This window comes from Curtobacterium sp. MCJR17_020 (genome assembly GCF_003234365.2).
Taxonomy (GTDB): Bacteria; Actinomycetota; Actinomycetes; order Actinomycetales; family Microbacteriaceae; genus Curtobacterium.
The window spans coordinates 450,503-474,895 of sequence record NZ_CP126260.1 but is presented as its reverse complement, the minus strand read 5'-3'; the positions used below and the strand labels follow the sequence as shown (position 1 = coordinate 474,895).

The window sequence follows — 24,393 nt, the reverse complement described above, 5'->3', positions numbered from 1 at the left end:
CCATCTCCGCACTCGACGACCTCCACTCGACCTCGCCGGGTTCGGCATCACGGCTCCCGCCACGGGCCGCGCTCCACACCGACGCACCCTCGCTGTCGCTGAACGGCGACTGGCGCTTCCGGTGGTCGCCGGTAGCGTCGGTGTCCGACGCGTTCGCCACTGACGACGTCGTGGACGACGACCCCGCCTGGGGCGAGCTGCCGGTGCCGTCGCACTGGGTGCTGCACGGCCACGGGTCGCCGAGCTACACGAACCTGCAGTACCCGTTCCCGATCGACCCGCCGCACCCGCCGGACGAGAACCCCACCGGTGACCACCGCCGCTCGTTCGAGCTGCCGGCGTCGTTCGCGGCGGCCGGCCGTGTGCTGCTGCGCTTCGACGGGGTCGAGTCGCACTTCCGGGTCTGGCTGAACGGCACGCTCGTGGGCTGGTCGACCGGGTCCCGCCTGGCGACCGAGTTCGACGTCACCGAGCTGCTGCGACCGGGGTCGAACGACCTGGCCGTCCGGGTGCACCAGTGGTCGGCGGCCTCGTACCTGGAGGACCAGGACCAGTGGTGGCTGCCGGGCATCTTCCGCGACGTCACGCTGCTCGCCCGTCCCACGGCACCGATCGACGACGTGTTCGTCCAGGCGTCGTGGGCTCCCACCCTGGGCACCGCTGCGACGGCCGGGACCGCGGCGTCCGGACGGCCGGCGACCGGCAGCGGGACGATCACGTTCCCGACGCTCGACGCCGTGTTCCCGGTGCGGTTCGCGGTGCCCGACCTGGGTGTCGACGTGACCTGGGCGACGGCGGACGACGTCACCCCGATCGCGGTCGAGGGCGTCGAGCCGTGGAGCGCGGAGCTGCCGAAGCTGTACGACGCGACGGTGTCGACCAGCACCGATGCCGGCGGTACCGCCGGTGGCGAGACCGTTTCGTTGCGGCTCGGCTTCCGCACCGTGTCGATCGAGGGCGACCGGTTCCTGGTGAACGGCGAGCGCGTGGTGTTCCACGGCGTGAACCGGCACGAGACCCACCCCGTACGCGGCCGCGTCTTCGACGAGGAGCACGCCCGCGCGGACATGGCGCTCATGAAGCGCAACAACGTCAACGCGATCCGCACCTCGCACTACCCGCCGCACCCCCGCGTGCTCGACCTGGCCGACGAGCTCGGCTTCTGGGTGATCCTCGAGACCGACCTCGAGACCCACGGGTTCATCTTCACCGGCTGGGTCGGCAACCCCTCCGACGACCCGGCCTGGGCGGACGCCTACCTCGACCGCGTCGCACGGACCGTCGAGCGGGACAAGAACCACCCGTCCATCGTGATGTGGTCGCTCGGCAACGAGTCCGGCACCGGCCGGAACCTGGCGGCGATGTCGCAGTGGGTGCACGACCGCGACGCCGAGCGGCCCGTGCACTACGAGGGCGACTACACGGGCGAGTACACCGACGTGTACTCGCGGATGTACCCGTCGCTGCAGGAGACCGAGTCCATCGGTGGCGGCACCCCGACGCCCCTGCTCGGCTGCGGCCCCGCCGAGGCGGCACGGCAGCGCTCGAAGCCGTTCATCCACTGCGAGTACGTGCACGCCATGGGCAACGGCCCCGGCCAGATCGCCGAGTACGAGGCCCTGGTGGACCGCTACCCGCGCCTGCACGGTGGGTTCGTGTGGGAGTGGCGTGACCACGGGCTCCTGGCGCAGACGGCGTCCGGCGAGGACTACTACGCCTACGGCGGCGACTTCCACGAGGTCGTGCACGACGGCAACTTCGTGATGGACGGCCTGGTCCTGCCCGACGACTCCCCGACGCCGGGGCTCGCCGAGTTCGCGGCCGTCGTCGCCCCGATCCGCCTGGCGGTGTCGGACACCACGATCCTGGTCGAGAACCGGTACCACTCGGCCTCGACCGCCGGGCTGCGGTTCTGCTGGACCCTGTCGCGGAACGGCGTCGTCGAGGCCTCCGGCCGGTTCGCCGCCGGTGTGGTGGCCGCCCGCGAGTCGGCGACCGTCCCGGTGCCGTCCGAGGTCATCGACGCGGCCACCGCCGAACTCGCACCCGGCGACGAACTCTGGCTCGACCTGACCGCCGAACTGGCGGGCCCGACCGCGTGGGCGGACACCGGCCACGTCGTCGCACGCACCCAGCGGCTCGTCGCGAGCCGTGTGGCGGACGCACCACGGGCCTCCCGGCACGGGTGGGACGGCGACCGTCTCGGCGACGGGACGTTCTCGGACCGCGGCGACCTGGTGTCCTGGAAGGGACACGAGGTCGCAGGGCCCCGTCTCGAGCTCTGGCGCGCCCCGACCGACAACGACCGACTGGCGTCGCAGGGCGGCTACGAGACGGCGGACCCGGTGCTGACACACGGTGTCGGTGACCCCGATGCTCCCCCGTCGGCCTCGCGCTGGCGAGACCGCGGACTGGACCGGCTGACCCACCGCCTGGTGTCGGTGGCACGGACCGACTCCGGCCTGGAACAGCGGGTGCGGGTGGCGGCGGCGAACAGCGGGTGGGGCCTCGAGGTCACGCACCGCTGGACCCTGACGTCCGACGGGCTGGTGCTGCAGACCGACGCGGTGCCGTTCGGGGCGTGGGACGTCACCTGGCCGCGGATCGGGGTGCGGTTCGACCTGCCGGCCGGGTTGGCCGACGAGACGGCCACGTGGTTCGGCACCGGACCGCTCGAGTCGTACGCCGACTCGTCGCACGCTGCCAGGGTCGGTCGGTTCACCGCCCCGGTGCGGTCGCTCGGGGTGGAGTACTCCAGGCCGCAGGAGACCGGGCACCGGCCCGACCTGCGCTCGTTGTCGGTCGGGCCGTTCACGGTGTCGACCGTGGGGTCGCACCGTGCGGGCTTCACCCTGTCGCCGTGGACCGCACAGCAGATCGACCGCGCCGAGCACCCGTACGAACTGCCGACCTCGGACCACCTGTACCTGTACCTCGACGCGGCACAGCACGGGCTCGGCAGCCGGGCGTGCGGCCTCGACGTGCTGCCGGAGCACCAGCTCTGGCCGCAGGCGTTCAGTTGGAGCGTGTTGCTGGCGTAGGCGGGTCTGCGTCCGGCTCGTCCGCGCCCCGCTGGCGTCGTCGCGCCCCGTCTCTTCGGGGCGCGATGACCGCCACGGGGCGCGAGTCGTCGGCCGCGCGCCGCGCTACGCGCCGGCGGACAGCGCGCGCAGGGCCTCGGGGTCGCTCGCGTTCAGGAAGTCGGTCAGGCGCTCGGGCTCGCCGGGTTCGTCGATCGCCTCGGCCGCACGGCGCAGGGCGAACAGGGCGCGGAGCACCCCGCGGTTCGGCTCGTGCGACCACGGCACCGGACCGGCACCGCGCCACCCTGCCTTCCGCAGGGCGTCGAGCCCGCGGTGGTACCCGACGCGGGCGTAGGCGTAGGACTCCAGGCTCGCGCCGCGCTCCCAGGCCTCGTCGGCGAGCAGGGCCCACGCCAGGCTCGACGACGGGTGCGAGACCACCACGCTGGCGACGGGGGTGTCGGCGGCGAGCGCCGCGGTCACCTCGGGTTCGGCGGGGAGCAGGGTCTCGGGGTTCGTCGAGGGGTTCGGCAAGAGGTTCTCCGGCATGCCCCCAGCCTGTCATCCCTTGCGCGTCCCCGTGGCCGGGATTACCGTGGGAGGCACCTCGTCGTCATCACGAGGCCCCCGGGGCGGGAGACCGACCGGCGGCACGGATGGCGGACACGGGGGTCCCCGACGGAAGAAGACGGATTGCTGTCGATCACCGGTTCTGCTCAGCCCACGCGCTGACACCGTGATCGCGCGCCCCGTCGGGCGCTCCACCGCTGAAGCGGTGGGTTCGGTGTCGTGCGCCCAGCATCGACACCGGGAGGCATCCCCATGCCCAGCAGTCCATCCGTCGTCCTGCACGACGTCACCTTCGCCTGGCCCGACGGCACCGTCGCGCTCGACCACCTCACCGCCGCCTTCGGGCGTGGCCGGACCGGCCTGGTCGGGAGGAACGGGGCCGGCAAGTCAACGCTGGTCCGGCTCGCCACCGGCCGGCTCCACCCCACGTCGGGCACCATCTCCACGTCCGGCCCCGTCGACCACCTGCCGCAACGCCTGGCAACCGGGACCGACGACGCCGTCGCCGACCTGCTCGGCATCCGGTCGACGCTCACCGCGCTCCGGGCCGTGCTGTCCGGTGACGCGTCGCCCGAGCACTTCGAGGCGGTCGGCGACGACTGGGACCTCGAGGAACGGGCCGCCGCGGAGATCGCGAGTGTCGGACTCGACGGCGCCGATCTGGAACGCCCGGTGTCGACGCTGTCGGGCGGCCAGTCCGTGCTCGTCGCCGTCGCCGGGGTGCGGTTGCGCGGCCGTCCGATCGCGTTCCTGGACGAACCGACGAACAACCTCGACCGTCGGGCACGGGGGCTCCTGCTCGACCTGGTCGACGACTGGCGCGGCACCCTCGTGGTGGTCAGTCACGACCGGGAACTCCTCGAGCACGTCGACGAGACGTGCGAGCTCCGCGCCAGCGCGATGACCGTGTTCGGCGGGACGTTCAGCGCGTTCGAGGAGCACCTGGCCGTGCAGCAAGCGGCCGTCGAACGCGAGGTCCGGGTCGCCGAACAGCGACACCGCACCGAGAAGCGGCAGCGCATCGAGGCCGAGACGAAGATCGCCCGGCGCGCCAAGGCCGGCGAGAAGGCGGGCCGCTCGATGCCGAAGATCCTGGCGAACGAGCAGCGGAAGAAGGCACAGGAGACCGCCGGTCGGCTGCGCGTCGGGTACGCGGACGACGAGGCCGCCGCACTCGCCACCAAGCGCGAGGCCGAACTCCGGCTGCGCGACGACGAGTCCATCCACGTGACCCTGCCCGACCCGGACGTGCCGGCGTCACGACAGATCGCGACCGTCACGGTGCGCGGGCGGAACGTGATCGTGCAGGGGCCGGAGCGGATCGCGGTCACCGGGGACAACGGCGTCGGCAAGTCGACCCTGCTCGAACAGCTCGTCGGGGCGCCGGATGCCCGGGAGCACCCGCTGCCCGACACCGGCGCCGTCGCCCACGTCGAGCGGATCGCGTACCTGCCGCAGCGGAAGGACACCCTCGACGACACCGCCACGGTGCTCGACAACGTGCGCCGGGACGCTCCGCACGTCCCCGTCGCCGAGGTCCGGAACCGCCTCGCGAAGTTCCTCGTGCGCGGCGACACCGTCGACCGGCTCGCCGGGGCGCTGTCCGGCGGGGAGCGCTTCCGGGTGGCGTTGGCGAGCCTGGTGCTGGCCGACCCGCCGCCGCAGCTGCTGGTGCTCGACGAGCCGACGAACGACCTCGACCTGACGAGTGTCGACCAGCTCGTCGACGCACTGCGGGCCTACCGCGGCGCCCTCGTCGTGGTCAGCCACGACGAGACGTTCCTCGACAGGCTCGAACTCGACGCGCGCATCGAGCTGCGGTGAGGAAGCACCCGCAGCGCCGTCAGCGCCGTCGGGTCGGTCGGATCGCGAGCGACTCGACGGTGCCGCGCTCCGGCAGGTCGACGACCGTCCGGACGGCGGCGGCCACGTCCTCCGGCGCCAGGTAGTACGCGGTGTCGTAGTCCTCTCCGAGCTTGTCGGTCAGGGCACGCTGCATGTCCGAATCCGTCCGGCCCGGGTGCACGCTCGAGACCCGGACGCCGTTCGCCCGTTCCTCTTCGCGCAGGGCATCGGCGAAGGCCCGCAGCGCGAACTTCGACGCCGCGTACACGCCACCGCCGGGGCCGGAGTGGAACCCCGAGCCGCTGTTGATCGGCACGACGATGCCCCGTGCCGCCCGGAGTGCCGGGAGCGCCACCCGGGTGAGCTCGGCGACCGCGAACAGGTTCGTGGCGAAGACCTGCTCCCACACGGCGCGCGGGGTGTCGGCGATGGTCGTGCCCTGCTCGACGCCGGCGGAGTGCACGAGCACGTCGAGCCGGTCGGGCAGCGCCGGCAGGTCCCCCGCGCCGAGGTCGCCGACGAACGGCGCAGCACTCGGAAGCTCGGCGACGAGGGCGTGCACCGCGTCGGCGTTCCGTCCGCCGACGAACAGGTGGTGGGTGCGACCGAGGTCGGTCGCGATCGCGCGGCCGATGCCGCGGGTGGCACCGGTCACCAGGGCGACCGGACGGTTCTGGAGCTGTTCTGTCGTCACGTGGGCCAGCCTACGGAAGCCGGGCCGGGCCTCCCGTCCGGTTCCGGGATCTGTGGAGAACCGTCACTCCGACGACTGCCGCGACCACCAGGACGGCCACCGCTGCGATGCCCCACGGCGAGCCCGCCAGCGCGGCGACGACCGCCCAGAACACCGCGAGCCCGACCGTGGCGTAGAGGAAGGCCCACGCGACGCACCCCGGCACCATCGCGATCGTGTACCGCCACCACGCCACTCGGGCGAGCCCCGCGGCCGCGTTCATCACCGTCTGCAGCCCGACCACCACGAAGCTCACCGTCACCACCGGCAGGCCCCAGCGTTCGAGGAGGGCGGAACCGCGGCGGATCGCAGGCGAGTGCAGCCAGCCGCCCCAGCGGGAGCGGGACGCACCTGTCACCGCGAGTCGCGCGACCCAGTACGTGGCCTGCGCGCGGCAGAACACGATCACGAAGAGCGCGAGGACGAGCTGCCAGAACGGCAGCCCGTCGAGGAAGTCGGGCACGGTCGCACCGTAGCGCGCCGAGCCCCACGGACGCCGGGAGTACGTCAGTATCTGGTACATGGAACGTCACTCAGCCTCCGCCGAGCGCATGCGCCTCTTCTACGTCGATGACTCGGGGAGCGCCGAGCACGGCGGGCTGATCGTGTACGCGTGGGTCGAGGTGTCGCCGACGTCGTGGGCGCCCGCCCTCCGCACCTGGCTCGACCTGCGGAAGGAACTGGCACGGGACTTCGGGATACCGGTGTCGCGGGAACTGCACTGCACGCACTACACCCAGGGCCGCGGCAAGGTGGCAGACCACCCGCCGGCGCGACACGTTGCGAAGAGCGCAGACGGAACGATGGTCGTCCTGTGGAAGGACCTCGGGCGTGAAGTCGGCGAACGATGCCTGCGCACCCTCGCGCTCCTTCCCGGTGTCCGCGTGGGGTCGGTCTTCCGGTGGGTGCCAGAGGGCGGGAAGGCGTGGGGTGCCGCGAAGTACGAGACGTACGCCGATCTCGTGGCGATGATCGATCGCGAGCTGGCCGCCGAGGACGCCTTCGGGATCATCACGATGGACGGTGACGACGAGAACTACCGATCGGCGCATCGTGCCCTTCCGCTGGCGACGCGCCGAGTGCTCGAGGACCCGGTGGCACATGACAGCCGTCGGTCGCAGTGGGCGCAGATCGCCGACCTCGTGGCGTACACGGTGAACATCCACCTCAATCGGCACCCACGCAACGCGTTCGGATGGGATTGGTACGACCAGCACCTGCGGCCCCTGGACCGGAACGGTGCGCCGTTGCAAGTGCCCGAAGAAACAGCTAGACCCGCCTGATCCACGAGAGTGGGGCGGGTCCGCTGTACCAGTTTACCGGATTCGGTCAGTCGCCGTCGGCGCCCTGCCGGATCCTGATCCCCTCGAGGACGTCCTGCGCGCGCTTCTCGTCCTGCTTCTCGATCTGGCGGGTGTCGCGCTCGGGGAGCTGGATGTCCTCCTCTGCCCGGATGCCCGCCTGCAGCTCGCGGCCGCGCTCGATCTCGGCGTCGAACTCGGCACCGAAGAGCAGCGCGTTGTTCGTGATCCAGATCCATAGCAGGAAGACGATGACCCCACCGAGGGAGCCGTAGGTGGCGTTGTAGTTCGAGAAGTTCCCGACGTAGAAGCCGAAGCCGACGCTCGCGACGATCCAGATGAGGAGCGCCAGGATCGACCCGCCGCTGACCCAGGTGAACTTCGGCTGCTTGACGTTCGGCGACCAGTAGTAGAGCACCGCGACCACGACGATCGCGATGATCAGCAGGATCGGCCACTGCACGATGAGGAGCACCGTCGCAGCGACGTCCCCGAGGCCGATGACGTCACCGAAGCTGCGGGCGAGCGGACCGGAGACGAGCGTCAGCAGTCCGAGGACGAGCAGGATGACGGTCGCGAGCGTCACGCCGAGCATCGTCGGGCGGAGCTTCCAGATCGGACGCCCCTCGCGGACGTTGTAGATTCGGTTCATCGCCCGGCCGAACGCGCCGACGTAACCGGAGGCCGACCAGAGGGCACCGACAAGACCGACGATGAACGTGACCGGGGCGGCGGGCGAGCGGACGAGTCCCTCGATCGGGTCCTGGAGCAGGTCCGCGACCTGGCCGCCGCCGACGTTGCGGACGACATCCAGCAGCGACGTGATGGTGTCCGACGGGTTCGACACGAGACCGAGGATCGAGACGATCGCGAGCAGTCCGGGGAAGAGCGCGAGGACCGTGTAGTACGTCAGGCCCGCTGCGAGGTCGGTGCACTGGTCGCTCGAGAACTCGCGCAACGTCTTCTTCAGCGTGTAGACGAGCGTCGGCTTCGTGAGGTCGGTGGGGTTGTCCGGCTTCCGGGAGTCGTCCGGATCCGGCTTCTGCTGTTCCTGCGCCATCGGACTACCCCCGCGCCTTCAGGGCCTGCTTCGACCGCTTCACGGCGGCCTTGCGGTTCTTGTCCGCCCGTCGCTGCACCGCGGCGATGCCGGTCTGCTGCTTCACGCGGGCCTTGTGCGCCGGGTCACGGTCCAGTGCCTGCTCGGCCGCCTTCGCCCGGGCCTTGCGCCCCTTGCGGCCGGACTGCGCCTGCTCCTTCGCCGAGGGGCCGTCGCCGCGCCCGCCGAAGGGCAGCAATGCGGTGAACGCCGAACTCACCGGTGGCGTCGCCAGGTGGCCTGCGGGGCGGTTGCGGATCGCGATGCCGGTGATGATCGCCGCGATCCCGGTGAGTCCGGTGATGCCCATCGCCACGAGCGGGGTCGGGTCACGGTGCCAGCGCTGTCGGGTCTTCGCGGCTGCGAGCCGTGCCCGCGCCGGGAGGTTCGCACGGCGCTTGAGCTCGGTGACGGTGTCGGTCATGCGCTCGCGCGTGCGGACGTTCGCGAGTTCGAGCTCGGGGAGACTGTCCTTGGCCATTCCCCAGTTTCTACACGGCTGGGCCGGGGGCGCGCCCAGATGGCCGCGGTGCGGCCACCCGGTCGGTGTCGCTCCCGCGGCAGTGGGCGCGGCCCCACGGCGGACGGGAGGCCCTTGGCGGGCCCGCCACGGGCCTCCCGTCCGTCGGTCACGGCGTTCAGGACGGGACGACGACGTCCTCGGGCTGGCCGCTGGCAGCCGAACGACCAGCTGCCTCCATGAGTGCGAGGCTGCGCAGGTTGTCGCGGCCGCTCGTCGCCGGTGCCGGACCGCCCTCGACCGAACGGGCGAAGGCCTGCAGCCCACCCTGGCGGTCGGTGTGCTCGAGCACGGGCAGCTCGACGGGCTCGGCCTCGTCGTCCTGCGTGCGGCGGAGGGTGACCACGTCGCCGTCGACCGCGTTCGGTGCTCCGTCGCGGCTGGTGAACCAGAGTTCACCGTCCTCGCCCTGGATGCTCCACTCGCCGGCCCACGCCGTGCGGGGGCCGCGGCTCAGCCAGCTGCCGCGGTAGCTCACGACCAGCCCACCGTCGAGCTCGATGAGCATCGAGGCGATGGCTTCGTCCTGGTACTTGCTGTACGACGGGAAGGTCGCCTTGGCGAAGACCCGGACGGCCTCTTGTCCGGTGACCATCCGGAGCAGGTCGAAGTGGTGGATGGCCATGTCGTTGATCATGGCGTGCGGGAACTTGTAGTGCGGGTGTTCCTCGAACGCCAGGTCGTTGTCCCACTGCCGGAAGTCGACGTTGATCGCGGAGAGTTCGCCCACGGTGTTCGCAGCGAGCAGGTCCTGCACGGCACGCGGCGCCGGGTACCAGCGGTAGTTCTGGCTGACCTGCAGCACGAGGCCGAGCTCCTCGGCACGGCGCACGGCGGTGACGGCTTCGTCCGTGGTGTTGGCGAACGGCTTCTCGACCAGGACGTGCTTGCCGGCGTCCAGGGCCTCGAGCGCGAGCGGCACGTGCGTCACGGCGGGGGCGGTGATGACGACGGCGTCGGCCTCGACCCCGGCGAGCGCCTCGGTGAGTGACGCGAACGCGGCGGACGCGGGCAGCCCGAGGTCCTGCTGCACGGCGGTCAGCGTCGCCGGCACCGGGTCGACGATCCCGACCACCTCCACTTCGGAGACCTCTGGGATGGCGGTGCGGGCCCAGTTGCCGCCCCACCCTCCGAGACCGACGTGGATGATCCGGACCGTCATGCGTGCACTCCTTCGTGGCTGCCGCGTCACGACTCCCGTGACGCGTCCGTCCAGTCTGTCAGTGCTGCGCGCGGCGGGCGCTGTCGGTCCTGCGCGCGGCGGGCGTCGAGGTTCCACGACATGCCGTGTGCGCGGCGCCGAGGTTCCACGGAGCGCGCCGGGCGACGTCGAGATGCCGAGATTTCGGAACCTCGGCGGGACGCCGGAGCTCGACGGGACGCTGGAGCGGGCAGCGCGTTCAGTGCGTGAAGGCGTAGGCGATGAGCGCCATCGTCACGATGAACCCCGCCAGGTAGTTGATCCAGAGGAACCGCTTCCACCCGGCGTTCGCAGCCTCGGCCCCCTGGTCCGTGATGTTCCACCACGGCAGCACGTTGAGCGCGTACGGGATCACGACGACGGCGGCGATCGGCCCGGGGAACGCCGAGAACAGCAGCGCGACGCCGGCGACCAGGTACGCGACGAACGCGAGGCGCACGGTCGCCCGCGCACCGATGACGGTCGCGACGGAGCCGATGCCGCCGGCCCGGTCGGCGAGGACGTCCTGCACGGCGCCGAACGCGTGCGAGGCCACACCCCACAGGAAGAACGCGACGCAGACGGCGACGAGCTGCCCGGTCCAGTGCGGTCCGGCGAGCGCGAGACCGTAGATCGCGGGCGAGACGAAGTGCGTCGACGAGGTCAGGGAGTCGAGGAACGGCTTCTCCTTGAACCGCAGCCCCGGCGCCGAGTACGCGATGACGGCGAACACGCTGATCGCGAGGACGAGCCACGACCACGGCCCGTTCCCGCTCACCGCCCCGAGGACGACGAGCGCGACCAGGAACGGCACGTTCGTGATGACGACGGCCCAGAGCGTGGTGCGGTGGACGCTCTTGTCGAGCAGTGCCCCCTCGACGCCGCCCTTGCGCGGGTTGCGCAGGTCGGACTCGTAGTCGAAGACGTCGTTGATGCCGTACATCGCCAGGTTGTAGGGCACCAGGAAGTACACGACGCCGACCAGGAACGCGACGAGCGAGAACCCGCCGCCGCCCTCGACGCCGACCCCGCTGCCGAGCAGGTACGCGGCACCGAACGGGTAGGCGGTGTTCACCCAGCTGATCGGGCGCGACGAGACGAACAGTGCTCGCAGGGTCGACGGCCTGGAGGCGGTGCTGGCGTTCACTTCGTGTCCTCCGGTGGTGCGGTGGTCGGGTCGGGCGCGGGGCGCGGGCCCGTCCGGTCGAACAGGACCCACAGGCTCGGCAGCAGCACGATCGCCGCCATCGCGTACGCGAGGTCCTCGACCGGGATCGCCCCGATCTTCGCACCGCTGATGAGGGAGGGGTCGTAGGCGACGATGCGCAGGGTCACGATGACGTTGTCGAACACGATCGTCATCACGAGCAGTGCGATGCCCGCGATCACCGATGTGAGCACCGCGACCCGGCGGCCGGGCCCCGGTGCGCGTCCCGCCGCTCGTGCACGGCGCGCGGCCACGATGCCGGCGACGACCGCCACCACCGCCACGACGGCGAAGAACGGCAGGGCCAGGAGGGCGTAGGCACCGGAGCCGGTCACGGGCGCCGCCGTCCGAGCGACCGCTGCACGACGGGCCGGACGAAGCCGACCAGGTCCATCGTCGAGTAGCAGAGCAGCAGCAGGAAGAAGAGCTCCTCGAGTGGCACTTCGGGCGCCAGGAGCACCCCGGTCAGCAGGTGCTGCGGGCCGATGAAGAAGATGCCGTACGCGACCCCGGCGACGTCCCACACCATGAAGAACGCGACACCGACGACCATCACCGCAGCCGCACGCCACGGTGCTCGCCAGAAGAACAGCCGGAAGCGGGCGTCGAGCACGGTCATGCCGATCAACGACACGACCAGGCCGGCGAGGTACAGCCCCGGCATCAGACGGTGCCGGCCTGGTTCCGCGGGGTGCCGAGCGGCGTCGGCAGCGGCTCGGTGCTCGTGTCGCCGTGGATCCGCTTGAGCAGGACCTCGGCGCTGATCAGGCACATCGGCAGACCGATGCCCGGGATCGTGGACGCCCCGGCGTAGTACAGCCCCTCGACCTTGGCCGACGCGTTCTTCTCGCGGAAGAACGCACTCTGCTTGAGCGTGTGCGCGGGGCCGAGCATCGAACCGTTCCACGCGTTGAGGTCGTCGGCGAAGTCGCGCGGGCCGATCGTCCGGCGCACCCGGATGCGGTCCCGCAGGTCGGGGACGCCCGAACGCTCGGCGACGACGTCGATGGCGCGGTCGGCGATCTGCTCGACCTCGTAGTCGCCGGCACCGTCGATCCCGCCCTTGCCGATGGACAGGTCGGCGGGCAGCGGCACCAGGATGAACAGGTTGCTCGAGCCGCGGGGCGCGACGGACGGGTCGGTCTCGGACGGCGCGCAGACGTAGATCGACGCGGGGTCGGGGACGTGCCGGTCCTTGCCGAAGATCGCGCCGAAGTTCGCCTTCCAGTCCTCGGTGAAGACGAGGGTGTGGTGCAGCAGGCCGGGCGTCGGTCCGTCGATGCCGAGGTAGACGAGCACGGCGCTCGGCCCAGGGTCGCGGGTCTTCCAGTGCTCGGCGCCGTGGGTGCGGTGCTCGCGGTCGAGCAGCTGCATCTCGGTGTGCTGCAGGTCGGCGGCGCTCACGACCAGGTCGGCCGGGGCGGTGTGCTGCACACCGTCGCGGTCGCGGTGCACGACCCCGGTCGCGACGCCGTCCTCGACGACGATCCGTTCGACCTTCGCGCCGGCGATGATCTTCGCGCCCTCGGCACGGGCAACGCGCTCGACCGCGGCGATCACCTCGGTGATGCCGCCCTTCGGGTAGAGCACCCCGTCGGCGAGGTCGAGGTGGCTCATCAGGTGGTACATGCTCGGCGCGGCGTACGGGCTCGTGCCCAGGAACACCGCCGGGTAGCCCAGGATCTGCCAGAGCCGCCGGTCCTTGACCGCCGAGGCGGCACGAGACGACAGCGGCTGCAGCAGGAGCCGGGCGAGCTTCGGCAGTCGACGGAGCACGTCGGGGGCGGCGAGCTTCGTGAGGTCCTGGAACGTCGTGTACAGGAACCGGCGGATCGCCATCGCGTAGGTGTCCTCGGCCGAGGCGAGGTACTTCCGGATCCGCTTGCCGGCTCCGGGCTCGACGGACTCGAACAGCGCGATGTTCGCCTCGGCGTCGGCGCGCAGGTCGATCGGCTCGTCGTTGCCCTCGCTGTAGACGCGGTACCCGGGGTCGAGCTTCACGAGGTCGAGTTCGGCGTCGGCCGAGGTGCCGAGCAGCTGGAAGAAGTGGTCGAACACCTCGGGCATGAGGTACCACGACGGCCCGGTGTCGAACCGGAAGCCGTCGCGCTCCCACGAACCGGCACGGCCACCGAGCTGCGACCGCTGCTCGAGCACGGTCACGGCGAAGCCGTCCCGCGCGAGCAGCGCTGCGGACGCCAGTCCGCTGATGCCCCCGCCGATCACGACGGCACGTCGAGCGGGCACCTTGCGCCGGGTGGTGGCCGCGACGGCCGTCGGACGGGAGGCGCGGGGCGGGGTCATGACGTGCCTCCTGGCCGACGGGTGGCCACCTTCGACCGCACGGGGGCACGTCCGGCGAGCACCTGTGCGGCCAGGCGTGCCTTCACCGGGTTCGGGACGCGCACGCGCGTCGTCACCAGGCGCGTCGCCGGCGTGCGGGCGATGCGGTCGTTGAGTTCCTGGAACAGGGCGTGTGCGAGCCCGACGGCGTTCCGGGCGTCTGCCGGCAGCAGCCGGATGGTGCGGGCCGCGTGGTCGAGGTCAGCCTGCACGTCGGCGACCAGGCGCTCCTTCGTGGCCTCGTCGAACGAGCGGATGTCGACCCCCGGGAAGTACGAGCGGCCGAGCACCTCGAAGTCGGCGTGCAGGTCGCGCAGGAAGTTCACCTTCTGGAACGCTGCGCCGAGCGCACGGGCCCCCGCGATGAGCTCCGCCTGGTCGAAGGTCGGGCGGCCGGCGCGGTGGACGAACGCACGCAGGCACATCAGCCCCACGACCTCGGCCGAGCCGTACACGTACGCCGCGAACGAGGCGTCGTCGTGCTCGGTGCGCTCCAGGTCCATCCGCATCGACGCGAAGAACGGCTTGGTGAGCTCCGCGCCGAAGCCCGTGACCCGTGCACTCCGGGCGAACGCGTGCACGACGGGGTTCACCGAGAAGCCGAGGGCGATTGCGCGCTCTGTGTCGGCCTCGAGCTCGTCGAGGACCGTCCGTGCCAGGTCGGGGTCGAGCCCCGCCTCGGTCGCGGGACCGTCGACGACCTCGTCGGCGACGCGCACCAGCGCGTAGACGTTGCGGATGTGCTCGCGGGTGTCCTTGGCGAGCAACCGGCTCGCCAGGCCGAACGACGTCGAGTAGCGGTCGATGACGACGCTCGACGCTGCCTCGGCCGTGGCGTCGTACAGGGGCAGCCGACCGGACGGCGCGCTGCCGGTCCGGGTGGTCTCGGTCGTCACCGGGCGCGCTCCACGAGTTCGGTCACGAGGCCCTCCAGGCGGTCGGCGAGGTCGTACGGCAGTCCGGAGAGTTCGGCACGGGCGAGTGCGACGTGGTCGGCGATCCGGGACTCGGCTGCGGCACGGGCGCCGCAGGTGACCAGGGTCGCACGGAGTTCGGCCGCGCGTTCCTCGGTCAGGTCGGGGTCGCCCAGGTAGGGAGCGATGTCCGGCCAGCAGTCCGTCGTCGCCGCGTACGCGATGAGCATGGTCCGCTTGCCCTCGCGCAGGTCCCCCAGCACGCTCTTGCCGGTGGTCGTCTCGTCGCCGAACACCCCGAGCAGGTCGTCGACGATCTGGTACGCGATGCCGATCTCGCGGCCGAAGGCGCCGAGCGCGGTGACGACGGTCTCGGGCGCGCCAGCGAGCACGGCGCCGGACTGCAGCGGCGCCTCGAACGAGTACACGCTCGTCTTCGCCCGTTCCATCGCCAGGACCTCGTCCACCGTCGGCATCACGCCCAGGGCCAGGTCGACGTCGGTCATCTCACCGGCAGCGCTGGCGAACACGGCTTCGTCGAGCAGTTCGAGCAGACGCCCACGACGCTCGCCCGTCACACCGGAGGACTCGATGAACCGCGGTGCGCCGGAGAGCGCCAGGTCGCCCGCGATCACGGCGGCGCTCATCCCGCGGTGCTCGGCGGTCGGCAGCGGCAGCCCGCCGGTGGTGCCGGCGTCGCGGTAGGAGCCCGCGACGTTCGGCTGGCCGCGGCGCGCCCAGTCACGGTCGATGACGTCGTCGTGCACCACCAGCGCGGTGTGCAGGAGTTCGTAGGCAGCTGCGACGTGCGCAGCAGCGTGCACGTCGTCCCCGCCGAGGCCGAGGTACGCGGTCAACACCATGCGCGGCCGGAAGCGCTTGCCGCCCAGGCTCGCCTTGCGGAGCACCCGCCAGAGTTCCTCGGACGGACGGCCGTAGCGCGCGGCACGAGCCGAGGACACGACGAAGAAGCGCTCGAGACAGTCGTCGACGAGCGCGAGGTCGATGTGCGCCACGGTGGCCGCTTCCTCGCTCATTGGCCTAACCTATCGGTGCAGATGAGCGCTTTCCCGGAAACCGTGGTCCTGCTGGCCGACGACCGTACCCCGATCGGCACAGCGGACAAGTTCACGGTGCACACAGACCACACGCCCCTCCACCTGGCCTTCTCGTGCCACGTCCGCAACACCGACGGGGACGTCCTGGTGACCCGTCGCGCCCTGTCGAAGAAGACGTGGCCCGGTGTCTGGACGAACACGTTCTGCGGGCACCCCGGCCCCGACGAGTCGTTCGAGGACGCCATCGCCCGCCGGGCATCGCGCGAACTCGGCATCACCGTGCGCGACGTCGAGCTCGTGCTGCCGGACTTCCGGTACCGCGCGGTCGACGCCTCGGGGATCGTCGAGAACGAGGTCTGCCCGGTGTTCCGCGCCGTCACCGATGACCTGCCCGCCCCCGCGGACGACGAGGTCGCCGAGTACGCCTGGGTCTCCGAGGACTCGCTGCGGGCCGCCGTCGCCGGTGCGCCGTTCGGCTGGAGCCCCTGGCTGGGCTGGCAGCTGACCGAGCTCGAGGCCGCGGGCCTGCACATCACGCGCTGACCCGGCGCGGCCGCCTGGGCCGAGACTCGGGCTCAGCGACACTCCTCGTGCCCGCGAGCACGAGAACCGTCGCCCAGGCCGAGTCTCGGTCGAGCGCGGCCGAGCGCTTGGCTCCCTCGTGCGTCCGGAGTAGGGTCTGACGTCGGCCACGGTTGTGGCCACGAGGCTGCGCACCGCGGCCGCACGACCAGGAGAAGGGCAGGTGAGGCGCGATGTCGGGTGACCATCCTCGCGCGGGCCGGCAGCCCCTCCCCCTCGCCGCCGCGCCCGTGTCCTAGATCTCCTCCGCCCGCCGCGGTCCGCCCGCGGCATCGCGCCTGCCTGCTCCCGACCACGAGGAGCACGCGCATGGCAATGATCGACAACGCGATCTACGTCGAAGGACGTCGCATCGACTCTCCGTCGACCCTGTCGCTCGGCGCACGCCACGAGGTCGCACGGTGCGACCTGGCGTGGATCGGACTGCTCCGCCCCGACCCGAAGGAACTCGATGCCGTCGCGACCGAGTTCGACCTGCACGAGAACGCGGTCGAGGACGCCCGCAAGGGGCACCAGCGCGCGAAGCTCGAACGGTACGGCGACACGCTCTTCCTGGTGCTCCGTCCGGCCTGGTTCGACCGCACCGCGGGCACGGTCGAGTTCGGCGAGGTGCACCTGTTCGTCGGCGACCGGTTCGTGGTGAGCGTCCGGCACGCCGAGCGCCCCGACCTCGCGGCGCTCCGCGCCCAGGTCGAGGCCGACCCGGAGTTCCTGGCGCTGGGCTCGGAGGCCGTGACCGCCGCGGTGCTGGACGAGGTCGTGGACGGCTACGCCCCGGTGGTCGAGGTGCTGCAGGACGGCATCGACGCCATCGAGGACCAGCTCTTCGCCGGGCAGGTCGACCCCGGCGTCTCGAAGCGCATCTACCAGCTGCTCAGCGAGGTGCTGTCCTTCCAGCGCGCCACGAAGCCGGTGCCCGCGATGGTGAAGGGCCTGCTCCGCGGGGCCGACAAGTACGGCGTCGACGACGAGGTGCAGCACCGGCTGCGCAACGTGCTCGACCACGCCCTGCGCGTGACGGAGCGGGTCGACTCGTTCCGGTCCCTGCTCGAGAACGCCCTGACCCTGCACGCGACCCTGGTGTCGCAGGAGCAGAACGAGGCGATGCGGCGGATGACCAGTGCGAGCCTGGCGCAGGGTGAGGAGAGCCGGCAGCTCGCCCGCGCTGCACACCGACAGGGCGAGGAGGTCAAGAAGATCTCGTCGTGGGCGGCGATCCTGTTCGCCCCCGGTCTGATCGCCGGTGTCTACGGGATGAACTTCGACCACATGCCCGAGCTGCACTGGCGGTACGGCTACCCGGTCGCGATCCTCGGCATGCTCGCCCTGATGGGTGTGTTGTGGGCGATCTTCCGCAAGCGCAACTGGCTCTGAGCCACTGCGAGGGTGCAGCGAGGCTGCGGCCCGGCATGCCACCGGGCCGCAGCCTCGACGACGTTCAGGTGGCGTCGATCCGCCGGACGTGCATAATGATCTGGCCCGGAATGTGAACGTGCACATCGACGTGCCACGGCCCCGGGCGGAAACGAGCAGCAGCAATGGCGTCATCGCGGGCACAGCAACCGCGTTCGCCCAGCATCCGTGACGTCGCACGGATCGCGGGCGTCTCCCACCAGACCGTGTCGCGGGTGCTGAACAACTCCGACGCCATCCGCGACGCCACGCGCGACAAGGTGCTGGCGGCGATGGAGCAGCTGCAGTACCGGCCGAACCGTGCGGCGCGGGCCCTCGTCACGAGCCGCACACACACGATCGGCGTCCTGACGGCCCGGCGCGCCCACTACGGCCCGGCGGTCGCGCTGCAGGCGATCGAGGACGCGGCGATGCTGCGCGGGTACTCGGTGACGACGGCGAACATCGCCGAGGCGACCGACACCGCGGTCCGTGAGGGGCTCGGGCACCTGCTCGACCTGGACGTCGAGGGCATCGTCGTCATCGCACCCCAGCAGCGCGTGTTCGACCTGATCGAGGAACTCGGCATCCGCACGCCGTACGTCACGATGCGGGCCAGTGTCGGCGAGGACCCGACCGCCCTGTGGGTCGACCAGATGGAGGGCGCGAGACTCGCGACCGAGCACCTGCTCGACCTGGGCCACGAGTACATCCGGCACATCGCCGGCCCACAGGACTGGATCGAGGCGGACGCCCGCATGCAGGGCTTCCTCCGCGCCATGTCCGACCGCGACATGCCCGTCGTCCCGCCGATCCTCGGCGACTGGACGGCGGACTTCGGCTACCACGCCGGCCGCGAACTCCTGCGGTGGCGGGACTGCACCGCGGTGTTCTGCTCGAACGACCAGATGGCCCTGGGCGTCATGCACGCGGCGCGCTCCTACGGCCTCGACGTGCCGGGCGACCTGTCCGTGGTCGGCTACGACGACATCCCGGAGGCGAAGCACTTCTGGCCACCGCTCACCACGGTGCAGGTCGACTTCGCCGAGCTCGGACGCCGCTGCGTCGACCTGCTCCTGCCCGGCGAGGACGAGCTGCTCCGCCCGATCGACATCGTCCCGCAGCTCGTCGTGCGCGCGTCCACGGGAGCCCCGCGCGGCCGGTGACCCGACCGGTGGAACGTGCGGGACTCCGCACGATCACCCCAACGCGGGGGACGTGATCGGCCTGCTTCCGCCAGATCACGCAGGCCGTTACGAAAACGCGACCAATCCGAATTGACAGCCGCACCGGGGACGTGCGTAAATTACCTCCGTCCAGCCGATGTGACCGTTCACATGAGCGTCACACGAGCAGGACACCGGACGCGACAACGAAGTCCACGCAGGCCACCTGCGCCCATTCGCTGCCGCAGCAGAACCACCCGAAGAACTGCCGCATCGCAGCGGCAGAAGGAGATGCACTGTGGCGTCACACCCGATCGACACCGGACTCGAGACCCGGTCGATCACCGCACCCGAGACCATCCTCGAGATGCGCTCGATCACCAAGGAGTTCCCTGGTGTGAAGGCGCTCTCCGACGTCTCCCTCAGCGTCCGCGCCGGCGAGATCCACGCGATCTGCGGCGAGAACGGCGCCGGCAAGTCGACCCTGATGAAGGTCCTCTCGGGCGTCTACCCCTACGGCACCTACAGCGGCGAGATCGTCTACGAAGGCGAAGAAGTCCGCTTCTCGAACATCAAGCAGTCCGAGCAGGCCGGCATCGTCATCATCCACCAGGAGCTGGCGCTCATCCCGGAGCTCTCGATCACCGAGAACCTGTTCCTCGGCAACGAGCCCGGCCGCTTCGGGCGAATCGACTGGACCGCCGCGCAGCTCCGTGCGCAGGACCTGCTCGCCCGCGTCGGCCTGGCCGACGACCCGGACACGCAGATCAAGAACCTCGGTGTCGGCAAGCAGCAGCTCGTCGAGATCGCGAAGGCCCTGCACAAGGACGTCAAGCTCCTCATCCTCGACGAGCCGACCGCCGCGCTCAACGAGAACGACTCGCAGCACCTGCTCGACCTGATCGTCGGGCTGAAGGCCAAGGGCATCGCGAGCATCATCATCAGCCACAAGCTCAACGAGATCGAGCAGATCGCCGACGAGATCACGATCATCCGCGACGGCAAGGCCATCGAGACGCTCAACGTCAAGGCGGACGGCGTCAACGAGGACCGCATCATCCGCGGCATGGTCGGCCGCTCGCTCGAGAGTCGGTTCCCGGACCGCACTCCGAAGATCGGCGAGACCTTCTTCGAGGTCCGCAACTGGACCGTGCAGCACCCGCTCGACTCGTCACGTCTGGTCTGCAAGGGCTCGAACTTCCACGTCCGCCGCGGTGAGATCGTCGGCTTCGCGGGCCTGATGGGCGCCGGACGCACCGAGCTCGCGATGAGCCTGTTCGGTCGCTCGTACGGCACCTGGCTCGACGGCCAGATCATCAAGGACGGCCGCGAGATCAAGGTCACGAACGTCCAGCAGGCGATCGAGAACGGCCTCGGCTACGTCTCCGAGGACCGCAAGGCGCTCGGCCTGAACCTGCTCGACACGGTGAAGCGTTCGACGGTCGCCGCCGACCTGAAGAAGATCTCGAAGGTCGGCGTCGTCGACTCGCTCGAGGAGTACTCCGTCGCCGAGAAGTACCGCAAGATGCTCCGCACCAAGGTGCCGAGCGTCGAGGACAACGTCGGCAAGCTGTCCGGTGGCAACCAGCAGAAGGTCGTCCTGTCCAAGTGGATGTTCACCGACCCGGACATCCTGATCCTCGACGAACCCACCCGCGGCATCGACGTGGGCGCGAAGTTCGAGATCTACGGCATCATCCAGCAGCTCGCGGCCGAGGGGAAGGGCATCATCCTCATCTCGTCCGAGCTCCCCGAACTCCTCGGTCTCTCCGACCGGATCTACACCATCTTCGAGGGTCAGATCACCGCTGACCTCCCGGCCGACCAGGCCGATCCCGAATCGCTCATGCGCAGCATGACCTCCGCGCGGAAGGGCGCCACCGCCTCATGAACAACCTGAAACTGCTCTTCGGCAAGGGCAACAGCATCGGCCAGTACGGCATGATCATCGCCCTCATCGTGCTGTTGGTCTTCTTCTCGATCACGACGAACGGGCTCATCCTCGAGCCGACCAACGTCATCAACCTGTTCCTGCAGTACTCGTACATCCTGATCCTGGCGCTCGGCATGGTCATGGTCATCATCGCGGGGCACATCGACCTGTCGGTGGGTTCGGTCGCAGCGGTCGTCGGCATCGTCGTGGCGCAGTCCATGGCCGTGTGGGACTTCCCGGTGTGGGCCGCCATCATCCTGGGACTCGTGTGCGGTGCCCTGATCGGTGCGTGGCAGGGCTTCTGGGTCGCGTTCGTGAAGGTCCCGGCCTTCATCGTGACGCTGGCCGGTCAGCTCATCTTCCGTGGTGTGAACCAGATCATCGGCAACTCGACGTCGGTCCCCGTCCCGGACGCCTTCACCCCGATCGGTGCCGGGTTCCTCGGTGACTTCGGCCCCGACTTCGGCTTCAGCAACGGCACGCTGCTCATCGGCCTCGTCACGATCCTCGCGCTCATCATCATCGAGGCCCGGGGCCGTGCCCGCCGCCGGAAGATGCAGGCCGAGGTCCCGCCGCTGTGGGTCTCGATCGTCCGCACCGGCATCCTGGTCGCCGTCACGCTCGTCGCCACGTACCTGTTCGGCGCCGGCCCGGTCGGCACCTCGGTCCCGATCGTCGCGATCATCCTCGGTGTCCTGACCATCGTCTACGGCTTCGTCACGAAGAACACGATCTTCGGTCGCCAGGTCTACGCCGTCGGTGGCAACGCCAACGCCGCCGTCCTGTCCGGCGTCTCGGCGCGACGGGTCAACTTCTTCGTCATGATGAACATGTCGATCCTCGCCGCGATCGCCGGCATGGTGTTCGTCGCCTACTCCGGCGCCTCGGGCCCCGCGGACGGCACCGGCTGGGAGCTCGACGCGATCGCCGCCGTGTTCGTCGGTGGCGCAGCGGTCGCCGGTGGTGTCGGCACCATCTCCGGCTCGATCATCGGTGGTCTCGTGATGGCGCTGCTGTCGAACGGTCTGCAGCTCATGGGCCTCGAGTCCAACCAGGTGCAGATCATCCGCGGTCTGGTCCTGCTCGTCGCCGTCGCCTTCGACGTCTACTCGAAGTCGCAGGGACGTCCGTCGCTCATCGGCGGCATGCTGCGGCAGTTCCAGCGCAAGGACGCCGCCGAGGTCCCCGCGGCCCAGCAGCAGCCGCGCTCGATCGAGGACCAGCCCGACAAGATCACCCTCCCCTAGTCCAACCCTTCCCCTCACAGCACCACCACCTCAACGAAGAGAAAGCAATCTCATGCGCAAGAAGCTCATCGCCGGCATCGGTCTGGCACTCGTCGCGGGCCTCGCCCTCAGCGGCTGCTCGGCACGCGGCTCGTCCGACGACGCCGGCAGCACCAGCAGCATCAAGAAGGGCGACCTCATCGGCGTCGCCCTGCCGGCCAAGACCTCGCAGAACTGGGTCCTCGCGGGGGCCGCGTTCAAGAAGTCGATCGAGGACGCCGGCTTCAAGGCCGACATCCAGTACGCCAACGCCGGCAACCCCGTCCCGGACCAGCAGTCGCAGATCTCGGGCATGATCACCAAGGGCGCCAAGGCCGTCATCATCGGTGCCGCCGACGGTTCGCAGCTGACCGCGCAGGTCAAGTCCGCCAAGGACCGCGGCGCCGTCGTCATCGCCTGGGACCGCAACATCCTGAACACGAAGAACGTCGACTACTACGTGGCGTTCAACAACTTCAAGGTCGGCCAGCTCCAGGCCGAGGCGCTGCTCAAGGGCCTCGAGGAGAAGAAGGGCGACAAGCCGTACAACGTCGAACTCTTCGCCGGTTCGCCGGACGACGCCAACGCGACCGTGTTCTTCAACGGTGCGATGGACGTCCTGCAGCCGAAGATCGACGACGGCACCATCAAGGTCGTCTCCGGTCAGACCACCTTCCAGAAGGTCGTCACGCAGGGCTGGCTCGCGCAGAAGGCCCAGTCGCGCATGACCGACCTGCTCTCGCAGTACTACACGGGTGACACCGAGCTCGACGGCGTCCTGTCGCCGAACGACACCCTCGCCCGTGCGATCCTCACCGCGACCAAGGCCGCCGGCAAGGACAACCCCGTCGTGACGGGCCAGGACTCGGAGACCGCGTCCATCCCGCTCATCATGAAGGGCACGCAGTACTCGACGATCTTCAAGGACACGTCGAAGGAAGCCCAGGCGGCCGTCGACCTCGTCTCCACGCTGTCGAAGGGCGACAAGCCCGACACGACGATGGACAAGACGAACAACTACAACGGCAAGAAGACGGTCCCCGCGATCGAGCTCACGCCGGTCCTCGTCACCAAGGACAACGCCGTCGAGGCCTACAAGGGCAACGACACCCTCGAGGAGCTCGCCAAGAAGGGCTGATCTCCCCAGCACCACGGACGGCCCCGTCTCGCCTCGGCGAGACGGGGCCGTCCTGCGTCGTCCGGGGGCCGGCCACACGGCGGACGGGAGGCTCGGTGCACGTCCTGATCCGTGCCTCCCGTCCGCCGTGCACGCGCGTCCAGGGCCGACGCGACCCGCCGGCTCAGGGCCGCGTCGCGCGCAACCGACGCGCCGCGTCGGCCAGGTGCGGCACGTCCGTGTGGGCCGTGCCGAACACCACCGCGCGGGTGGTGTCGAAGTAGCGCCGCGTCAGCCGGTCGCCGAGGTCGGACACCCGCGACCACGGGATGTCCGGCTCGCTCGCGGTGAGGGTGCTCGGCAGGACACGGACCGCCTCGCCGATCTCGACCAGCCGCATCCGGACGGCGTCGTGCACCAGGTCCTCCGGCAGGCGTGCGTCCCCGACGTAGCGCCGGATCGCCTCGCACGCACCGATGACGTCGTCGAGTCGGTCCCGGACCAGGCGGTGCGTCGTCGGGTCCTGGCTCACAGCGGCACCGCGCGGCGGACGACCTCGGGGCTCATGCCGGCGGCGTCCACGACGTCGACGCGCACGCCCAGCAGCCGTTCGGCCGCGTCCTGGATCCGCATCAGCGCGAAGATGCCGAGGCCCGCATCCACGTCGATCATCAGGTCGACGTCGCTGCCCGGGCCGTCCTCACCACGGGCGACGCTGCCGAACAACCGGGGGTTCCGACCGCCGAACCGCTCGACGACGGCGATCAGGTCCTGTCGCGCCGCAGAGACGCGCTCACGCAGGGGCGGTGGGTCCTCGACCGGGAGCAGGTCGATCGACGTGGTGAAGCCCGCGGCCCGGAGCATGCGTTGGAGCGCGGCGAGCGAGGGTTCGCGCCGGCCGTTCTCGTACGTGCTGATGACGCTCTGCGTGACGCCGGCTCGACGGGCGAGCTGCACCTGCGTGAGTTCGGCGCGCTCACGGGCGTCGCGGATGAGCGCGGCCGCCGACACCGTCGGCGTCGGACGTGGTGCAGCTTCGGACATGCTGCAACGATACACAGCATGCGACATTTCGTCCGCGCGGATGACACGGCGGTGTCGACTCGGAACGTCTTCGTCGATGTCGCGCGACGTCGATGGAGTCG

At 70.4% G+C, this 24,393-nt stretch carries 23 protein-coding genes; 9 read left to right on the top strand and 14 right to left on the bottom strand.

Annotated elements, in window-relative coordinates:
* Nucleotides 1–2 precede the first annotated feature (2 nt).
* Nucleotides 3–3,041 carry a glycoside hydrolase family 2 TIM barrel-domain containing protein gene (locus DEJ14_RS02355; protein WP_111085476.1) on the top strand — a complete coding sequence of 1,013 codons (3,039 nt, stop codon included), beginning with the start codon at nt 3–5 and terminating at the stop codon, nt 3,039–3,041.
* A 105-nt stretch (nt 3,042–3,146) separates the two neighbouring features.
* On the opposite strand, the gene DEJ14_RS02350 is transcribed toward DEJ14_RS02355, so the two are convergent.
* Nucleotides 3,147–3,572, bottom strand: a complete 426-nt coding sequence (locus DEJ14_RS02350; protein ID WP_111085424.1) for a DUF3151 domain-containing protein — start codon at nt 3,570–3,572, stop codon at nt 3,147–3,149.
* Nucleotides 3,573–3,845: 273 nt separating this feature from the next.
* On the opposite strand from DEJ14_RS02350, the gene DEJ14_RS02345 reads away from it, so the two are divergent.
* Nucleotides 3,846–5,417, top strand: a complete 1,572-nt coding sequence (locus tag DEJ14_RS02345) for an ABC-F family ATP-binding cassette domain-containing protein (RefSeq protein WP_111085423.1) — start codon at nt 3,846–3,848, stop codon at nt 5,415–5,417.
* 19 nt (nt 5,418–5,436) lie between these two features.
* On the opposite strand, the gene DEJ14_RS02340 is transcribed toward DEJ14_RS02345, so the two are convergent.
* Nucleotides 5,437–6,132, bottom strand: coding sequence for an SDR family oxidoreductase (locus DEJ14_RS02340; RefSeq protein ID WP_111085422.1), 696 nt, complete (start codon nt 6,130–6,132; stop codon nt 5,437–5,439).
* A gap of 10 nt (nt 6,133–6,142) precedes the next feature.
* Nucleotides 6,143–6,634 (bottom strand): DedA family protein, encoded by a 492-nt coding sequence (locus DEJ14_RS02335; protein WP_111085475.1) that lies wholly within the window; start codon nt 6,632–6,634, stop codon nt 6,143–6,145.
* Nucleotides 6,635–6,692: 58 nt separating this feature from the next.
* On the opposite strand from DEJ14_RS02335, the gene DEJ14_RS02330 reads away from it, so the two are divergent.
* A complete protein-coding gene (locus DEJ14_RS02330; RefSeq protein WP_181437533.1) occupies nt 6,693–7,454 on the top strand; it encodes a DUF3800 domain-containing protein in 762 nt (253 codons plus the stop codon).
* 46 nt (nt 7,455–7,500) lie between these two features.
* On the opposite strand, the gene DEJ14_RS02325 is transcribed toward DEJ14_RS02330, so the two are convergent.
* From DEJ14_RS02325 to DEJ14_RS02285, 9 genes are all read right to left on the bottom strand, one after another.
* Nucleotides 7,501–8,532, bottom strand: a complete 1,032-nt coding sequence (locus DEJ14_RS02325) for a YihY/virulence factor BrkB family protein (protein WP_111085421.1) — start codon at nt 8,530–8,532, stop codon at nt 7,501–7,503.
* 4 nt (nt 8,533–8,536) lie between these two features.
* A complete protein-coding gene (locus DEJ14_RS02320) occupies nt 8,537–9,052 on the bottom strand; it encodes a hypothetical protein (protein WP_111085420.1) in 516 nt (171 codons plus the stop codon).
* A gap of 157 nt (nt 9,053–9,209) precedes the next feature.
* On the bottom strand, nt 9,210–10,253 hold the full coding sequence (locus DEJ14_RS02315) for a Gfo/Idh/MocA family protein (protein ID WP_111085419.1): 1,044 nt from the start codon (nt 10,251–10,253) through the stop codon (nt 9,210–9,212).
* Nucleotides 10,254–10,491: 238 nt separating this feature from the next.
* Entirely contained in the window at nt 10,492–11,418 is a 927-nt protein-coding gene (locus tag DEJ14_RS02310) for a prenyltransferase (RefSeq protein ID WP_111085418.1), read from the bottom strand.
* A complete protein-coding gene (locus DEJ14_RS02305) occupies nt 11,415–11,813 on the bottom strand; it encodes a lycopene cyclase domain-containing protein (RefSeq protein ID WP_181437532.1) in 399 nt (132 codons plus the stop codon). Before DEJ14_RS02305 ends, DEJ14_RS02310 begins: the two co-directional genes overlap by 4 nt.
* The gene (locus DEJ14_RS02300; protein WP_111085416.1) at nt 11,810–12,142 is read right to left on the bottom strand and encodes a lycopene cyclase domain-containing protein; all 333 of its coding nucleotides are present in this window, start codon (nt 12,140–12,142) and stop codon (nt 11,810–11,812) included. The genes DEJ14_RS02305 and DEJ14_RS02300 overlap by 4 nt, the downstream gene beginning before the upstream one ends.
* Nucleotides 12,142–13,782, bottom strand: a complete 1,641-nt coding sequence (gene crtI / locus DEJ14_RS02295) for a phytoene desaturase family protein (protein WP_243692360.1) — start codon at nt 13,780–13,782, stop codon at nt 12,142–12,144. Before crtI ends, DEJ14_RS02300 begins: the two co-directional genes overlap by 1 nt.
* Nucleotides 13,779–14,717, bottom strand: a complete 939-nt coding sequence (locus DEJ14_RS02290) for a phytoene/squalene synthase family protein (protein WP_258373272.1) — start codon at nt 14,715–14,717, stop codon at nt 13,779–13,781. The genes crtI and DEJ14_RS02290 overlap by 4 nt, the downstream gene beginning before the upstream one ends.
* Nucleotides 14,714–15,772, bottom strand: a complete 1,059-nt coding sequence (locus DEJ14_RS02285; protein ID WP_111085415.1) for a polyprenyl synthetase family protein — start codon at nt 15,770–15,772, stop codon at nt 14,714–14,716. Before DEJ14_RS02285 ends, DEJ14_RS02290 begins: the two co-directional genes overlap by 4 nt.
* A gap of 21 nt (nt 15,773–15,793) precedes the next feature.
* Here DEJ14_RS02285 and idi point away from each other — a divergent pair, with 21 nt between their 5' ends.
* The 6 genes from idi to DEJ14_RS02255 all read left to right on the top strand — a co-directional run bounded on the left by idi (nt 15,794) and on the right by DEJ14_RS02255 (nt 23,269).
* Nucleotides 15,794–16,336, top strand: coding sequence for an isopentenyl-diphosphate Delta-isomerase (gene idi, locus DEJ14_RS02280; protein WP_111085474.1), 543 nt, complete (start codon nt 15,794–15,796; stop codon nt 16,334–16,336).
* Between the two features lie 348 nt (nt 16,337–16,684).
* Nucleotides 16,685–17,749, top strand: coding sequence for a magnesium and cobalt transport protein CorA (locus tag DEJ14_RS02275; protein WP_111085414.1), 1,065 nt, complete (start codon nt 16,685–16,687; stop codon nt 17,747–17,749).
* Nucleotides 17,750–17,913: 164 nt separating this feature from the next.
* Nucleotides 17,914–18,933 (top strand): LacI family DNA-binding transcriptional regulator, encoded by a 1,020-nt coding sequence (locus DEJ14_RS02270; protein WP_111085413.1) that lies wholly within the window; start codon nt 17,914–17,916, stop codon nt 18,931–18,933.
* 367 nt (nt 18,934–19,300) lie between these two features.
* On the top strand, nt 19,301–20,824 hold the full coding sequence (gene mmsA, locus DEJ14_RS02265; RefSeq protein WP_181437544.1) for a multiple monosaccharide ABC transporter ATP-binding protein: 1,524 nt from the start codon (nt 19,301–19,303) through the stop codon (nt 20,822–20,824).
* Complete coding sequence (gene mmsB / locus DEJ14_RS02260; protein WP_111085412.1) at nt 20,821–22,113, top strand: multiple monosaccharide ABC transporter permease; 1,293 nt, start codon at nt 20,821–20,823, stop codon at nt 22,111–22,113. Before mmsA ends, mmsB begins: the two co-directional genes overlap by 4 nt.
* A gap of 52 nt (nt 22,114–22,165) precedes the next feature.
* A complete protein-coding gene (locus DEJ14_RS02255) occupies nt 22,166–23,269 on the top strand; it encodes a substrate-binding domain-containing protein (RefSeq protein ID WP_111085411.1) in 1,104 nt (367 codons plus the stop codon).
* Between the two features lie 163 nt (nt 23,270–23,432).
* Here the strand turns inward: DEJ14_RS02255 and DEJ14_RS02250 are convergent, their stop codons facing one another.
* Both DEJ14_RS02250 and DEJ14_RS02245 read right to left on the bottom strand, forming a co-directional pair.
* Nucleotides 23,433–23,780, bottom strand: a complete 348-nt coding sequence (locus DEJ14_RS02250; RefSeq protein WP_111085410.1) for a HepT-like ribonuclease domain-containing protein — start codon at nt 23,778–23,780, stop codon at nt 23,433–23,435.
* A complete protein-coding gene (locus DEJ14_RS02245; RefSeq protein WP_181437531.1) occupies nt 23,777–24,292 on the bottom strand; it encodes a helix-turn-helix domain-containing protein in 516 nt (171 codons plus the stop codon). The genes DEJ14_RS02250 and DEJ14_RS02245 overlap by 4 nt, the downstream gene beginning before the upstream one ends.
* Nucleotides 24,293–24,393: the final 101 nt, after the last annotated feature.